The 5697-nt window shown below is 69.8% G+C and carries 2 protein-coding genes; both read left to right on the plus strand.

What is annotated here, in order from left to right:
- Window positions 1-1853, plus strand: a 1853-nt coding sequence (locus G3O00_RS39220) for a primosomal protein N' (protein WP_206146204.1), incomplete at its 5' end; no start/stop codon positions are given.
- 395 nt (window positions 1854-2248) lie between these two features.
- Window positions 2249-5697, plus strand: a 3449-nt coding sequence (gene putA, locus G3O00_RS39225) for a trifunctional transcriptional regulator/proline dehydrogenase/L-glutamate gamma-semialdehyde dehydrogenase (protein ID WP_206146205.1), incomplete at its 3' end; no start/stop codon positions are given.

The raw sequence follows: 5697 nt of genomic DNA on the forward strand, positions 1-5697 counted from the left end.
CGCGCGGGGCCGCGCTGCGGCGGCTCGCGCAGGCCCTGGCCGCCACCGATTCGCTGGCGCTGCCCGATGCGCGCGCGCTGCACCCGAAGGCGGCGGCGACGCTCGATGACTGGGCGGCGCGCGGCTGGGTCGACGTCGAGGAGATTGGCTGGGCCGATGCGCCTGTGCCCAAAGCTGTGGATAACCTGTTGGCAGCCGGTGGACGAACTGTGCCGCCGGCGCTCACGGACCAGCAGGCCGAGGCGCTCGACGCGATCCGCGCCGCGCAGGGCTTCGCGCCGTTCCTGCTGCACGGCGTGACGGGCAGCGGCAAGACCGAGGTCTATCTGCATGCACTCGCGTCGCTGCTCGATGCACGGCCGGACGCGCAAGCGCTCGTGCTCGTCCCCGAAATCAACCTGACGCCGCAGTTCGAGGCCGCGTTTCGCGCGCGCTTCGCGGGTGCGCTCGCCGACGACGCGATCGTCACGCTGCACAGCGGGCTCGCCGAGGGCGAGCGTGCGCGCAACTGGCTCGCCGCGCATACGGGCCGCGCGCGGATCGTGCTCGGCACGCGCCTCGCGGTGCTCGCGTCGATGCCGACGCTCGCGCTGATCGTCGTCGACGAGGAGCACGAGCCCGCATACAAGCAGCAGGAAGGGCTGCGCTATTCGGCACGCGATCTCGCCGTGTGGCGCGCAAAGCAGCTCGGCATCACGGTCGTGCTCGGCTCGGCGACACCGTCGCTCGAAAGCTGGTGGCAGGCCGAGCAGGGCCGTTACACGCGGCTCACGCTGTCGCGCCGCGCGGTGGCCGACGCGACGCTGCCGACCGTGCGCCTGATCGACCTCGAAGAGGAGCGGCGGCGCGGGCGCGCGTCGATGGGCGGGCTGTCGGGGCCGCTCGTTGCGGCGCTGAAGGCGCGGCTCGAGCGCGGCGAACAGAGCCTCGTGTTCCTGAACCGGCGCGGTTACGCGCCGCAGCTCGCGTGCGATGCATGCGGCTGGGTTGCCGGCTGCCCGCGCTGCAGCGCGTACGTCGTGCTGCACAAGCCCGAGCACGCGCTGCGCTGCCATCACTGCGGCTGGGAATCGCGCATTCCGCGGTCGTGTCCCGAATGCGGGAACGTCGACATCGCGCCGCTCGGGCGCGGCACGCAACGGATCGAGGAGGCGCTCGCCGAGACCGTGCCGGGTGCGCGCGTGCTGCGGATCGACGCGGACAGCACACGTCGCAAGGGCAGTGCGCAGGCGCTCTTTTCCGACGTGCACGCGGGCGAGGTCGATATCCTCGTCGGCACGCAGATGATCGCGAAGGGGCACGACTTCCAGCGCGTGTCGCTCGTCGGCGTGCTCAATGCCGATACCGCGCTGTTCTCGCACGACTTCCGCGCGAGCGAACGGCTGTTCGCGCAGCTGATGCAGGTGAGCGGCCGCGCGGGGCGCGCCGGGCTGCCGGGCGAGGTGCTCGTGCAGACGCGTTACCCGCGTCATGCGCTGTACCACGCGCTCGGGCGGCAGGATTACGTCGGCTTCGCGAATTCGACGCTTGGCGAGCGCCGCGACGCGCACCTGCCGCCGTTCGTCTACCAGGCGCTGCTGCGCGCCGAAGGGCGCACGCTCGACGCGGCGCTCGCGTTCCTGCTGCAAGCCGCGGCCGCGTTGCCGGGGCTGCCGGGCGCCGATCGCGTGACCGTCTACGACGCGGTGCCGATGACGATCGTCAAGGTCGCGAACGTCCATCGTGCGCAGTTGCTGCTCGAAAGCGCGTCGCGGGCGGCGCTGCAGCATGCGCTGCGCGCGTGGCAGCCGGAGCTGCGCGCGCTGAAGGGCGTGCTGCGGTGGAGCGTCGAGGTCGATCCGCTGGATATCTGAGTATCTGAGCGGCGCGCCATGCGGCGTTCGTGCTGCGCGCCGCGGTATCGAAGCCCGGGCCGGGTACCCGCGAACCGTCTCTCGCCGCTCGGTCGCGCCCGGGCGCCACACCTTCCGCCAACCCCGCCGTCACACCCAGTGCAACCCGTTTTCGTCCGCCGCCACGCGCGCGGAAGGTTGCGCACGCGTGTCAAACCGGTCTGCTCAGGGAAAACACCGATCCTCCGACCACGGGCAACTCCTAGGTTGCAACCGCATAAGTGGCTGATTATATTGAGTAACTTAAGGGTGCAACCTATCTCGTAATTTGGTTGCACCTTTTTATTGCGTGCCGTAGGATTTCGCGCATCCTCTCACACCATATTGCCGGGCTCGCACCGGCGCACGAACCCACCATGGCAAGCACGACTCTCGGCGTCAAAGTCGACGACCTTCTCCGCTCGCGTCTCAAGGACGCCGCCGCGCGTCTCGAGCGCACTCCCCACTGGCTGATCAAGCAGGCGATCTTTGCGTATCTCGAGCGGATCGAGCACGGCCAGTTGCCGCCCGAGCTGTCGGGCCACAGCGGCGTGACGGAGCTCGCCGACGGTCAGGCCGCGGATGGCGACGACGACAACTCGCCGCATCCGTTCCTCGAGTTCGCGCAGAACGTGCAGCCGCAATCGGTGCTGCGCGCGGCGATCACGGCGGCGTATCGTCGCCCCGAGCCGGAATGCGTGCCGTTCCTGCTCGGGCAGGCGCGCCTGCCCGCGAACCTGCAGGCGGACGTGCAGGCGCTCGCGACCAAGCTCGTCGAGGCGCTGCGCGAGAAGAGCTCGGGCGGCGGCGTCGAAGGGCTGATCCACGAGTTCTCGCTGTCGAGCCAGGAAGGCGTCGCGCTGATGTGCCTCGCCGAAGCGCTGCTGCGCATTCCCGATCGCGCGACGCGCGATGCGCTGATCCGCGACAAGATCAGCAAGGGCGACTGGCGCTCGCACGTCGGCCACGCGCCGTCGCTGTTCGTGAACGCGGCCACGTGGGGGCTGATGATCACCGGCAAGCTGGTGACGACCAACAGCGAGGCCGGGCTGTCGTCGGCGCTGACGCGCCTGATCGGCCGCGGCGGTGAGCCGCTGATCCGCAAGGGCGTCGACATGGCGATGCGCCTGATGGGCGAGCAGTTCGTCACCGGCGAGACGATTTCCGAAGCGCTCGCGAACAGCCGCAAGTACGAAGCGCGCGGCTTCCGCTACTCGTACGACATGCTCGGCGAAGCGGCGACCACCGAAGAGGACGCGCAGCGCTACTACGCGTCGTACGAACAGGCGATCCACGCGATCGGCAAGGCCGCCGGCGGCCGCGGCATCTACGAAGGCCCGGGCATCTCGATCAAGCTGTCGGCGCTGCACGCACGCTACTCGCGCTCGCAGCAGGACCGCACGATGAGCGAGCTGCTGCCGCGCGTGCGCGCGCTCGCGCTGCTCGCGCGCCGCTACGACATCGGCCTGAACATCGATGCTGAAGAAGCCGACCGCCTCGAACTGTCGCTCGACCTGCTCGAGGCGCTGTGCTTCGATCCGGATCTCGCGGGCTGGAACGGCATCGGCTTCGTCGTGCAGGGCTACCAGAAGCGCTGCCCGTTCGTGATCGACTACCTGATCGATCTCGCGCGCCGCAGCCGTCACCGCCTGATGATCCGCCTCGTGAAGGGCGCGTACTGGGATACCGAGATCAAGCGTGCGCAGGTCGACGGCCTCGAAGGCTATCCGGTCTATACGCGCAAGATCTACACCGACGTGTCGTACCTCGCGTGCGCGAAGAAGCTGCTCGCGGCGCCGGACGCCGTGTACCCGCAGTTCGCGACGCACAACGCGCACACGCTGGCCGCGATCTACCAGCTCGCGGGCCAGAACTACTACCCGGGCCAGTACGAATTCCAGTGCCTGCACGGGATGGGCGAGCCGCTGTACGAGGAAGTCACGGGCCGCGACAAGCTCAACCGTCCGTGCCGCGTGTACGCGCCGGTCGGCACGCACGAGACGCTGCTTGCGTACCTGGTGCGCCGCCTGCTCGAGAACGGCGCGAACACGTCGTTCGTGAACCGCATCGCGGATAAAACCGTGGCGGTGAAGGAGCTGGTTGCCGATCCGGTCGACGAAGCGTCGAAGGTCGTGCCGCTCGGCGCACCGCACGCGAAGATCCCGCTGCCGCGCAACCTGTACGGCGACGAGCGTCCCAACTCGATGGGTCTCGACCTGTCGAACGAACACCGTCTCGCGTCGCTGTCGTCCGCGCTGCTCGCGAGCGCGCATTTCCCGTGGCGCGCGGCGCCGATGCTCGCCGACGACGCGCTCGCGGACGCACCGGCCCGCGACGTGCGCAACCCGGCCGACCAGCGCGACCTGGTCGGCACGGTCAGCGAAGCGACGGCCGAACACGTGAGCGCGGCACTCGCGCACGCGGTGGCCGCCGCGCCGATCTGGCAGGCAACGCCGGTCGATGCACGCGCCGATTGCCTGGTGCGCGCGGCCGACCTGCTCGAAGCGCAGATGCACACGCTGATGGGCCTGATCGTGCGCGAAGCGGGTAAATCGCTGCCGAACGCGATCGCCGAGATCCGCGAAGCGGTCGACTTCCTGCGCTACTACGCCGCGCAGATCCGCGACGAATTCTCGAACGACACGCACCGCCCGCTGGGCCCCGTGGTCTGTATCAGCCCGTGGAACTTCCCGCTCGCGATCTTCATGGGCCAGGTCGCCGCGGCACTCGCCGCCGGCAACACGGTGCTCGCGAAGCCGGCCGAACAGACGCCGCTGATCGCCGCGCAGGCCGTGCGCCTGCTGCGCGAAGCCGGCGTGCCGGCCGGTGCGGTGCAACTGCTGCCGGGCACCGGCGAAACCGTCGGTGCGGCGCTGGTGGCCGACGCGCGTACGCGTGCGGTGATGTTCACCGGCTCGACCGAAGTCGCGCGCCTGATCAACAAGACGCTGTCCGCGCGCCTCGACCCGGACGGCAAGCCGATCCCGCTGATCGCCGAAACGGGCGGCCAGAACGCGATGATCGTCGACTCGTCGGCGCTCGCGGAGCAGGTCGTCGCGGACGTGATGCAGTCGTCTTTCGACTCGGCCGGTCAACGGTGTTCGGCGCTGCGCGTTCTGTGTCTGCAGGACGATGTTGCGGACCGCACGCTGACGATGCTGAAGGGCGCGATGCACGAGCTGGCGCTCGGCAACCCCGACCGCCTGTCGACGGACGTCGGCCCGGTGATCGACGGTGAAGCGAAGCAGACGATCGACACGCACGTCGCGGCGATGAAGGACAAGGGGCACGGCGTCACGCAGCTGCCGGCACCCGAGGCCTGCGCGCACGGCACGTTCGTGCCGCCGACGCTGATCGAGATCGGCAGCATCGACGAGCTGAAGCGCGAAGTGTTCGGCCCCGTGCTGCACGTGGTGCGTTACCGCCGCAGCCAGCTCGACAAGCTGCTGGAGCAGATCCGCGCGACCGGCTACGGCCTGACGCTCGGCATCCACACGCGGATCGACGAGACGATCGCGCACGTGATCTCGAATGCGCACGTCGGCAACATCTACGTGAACCGCAACGTGATCGGCGCGGTGGTCGGCGTGCAGCCGTTCGGCGGCGAAGGGCTGTCGGGCACGGGCCCGAAGGCCGGCGGCGCGCTGTACCTGCAGCGCCTGCTCGCGACGCGTCCGTCGGGCCTGCCGCGTTCGCTCGCGCAGACGCTGATCGCGGACGGCGCGGTGGAAGGCGACGCGCGCGGCAACCCGGCGGCGGCGCTCACGACGCTGCGTGACTGGCTGATCGAGCAGCGCGAGCCGGTACTGGCGGCACGTTGCGACGG

The sequence above is a fragment of the Burkholderia sp. Ac-20384 genome (assembly GCF_017104605.1).
GTDB lineage: Bacteria > Pseudomonadota > Gammaproteobacteria > Burkholderiales > Burkholderiaceae > Burkholderia > Burkholderia lata.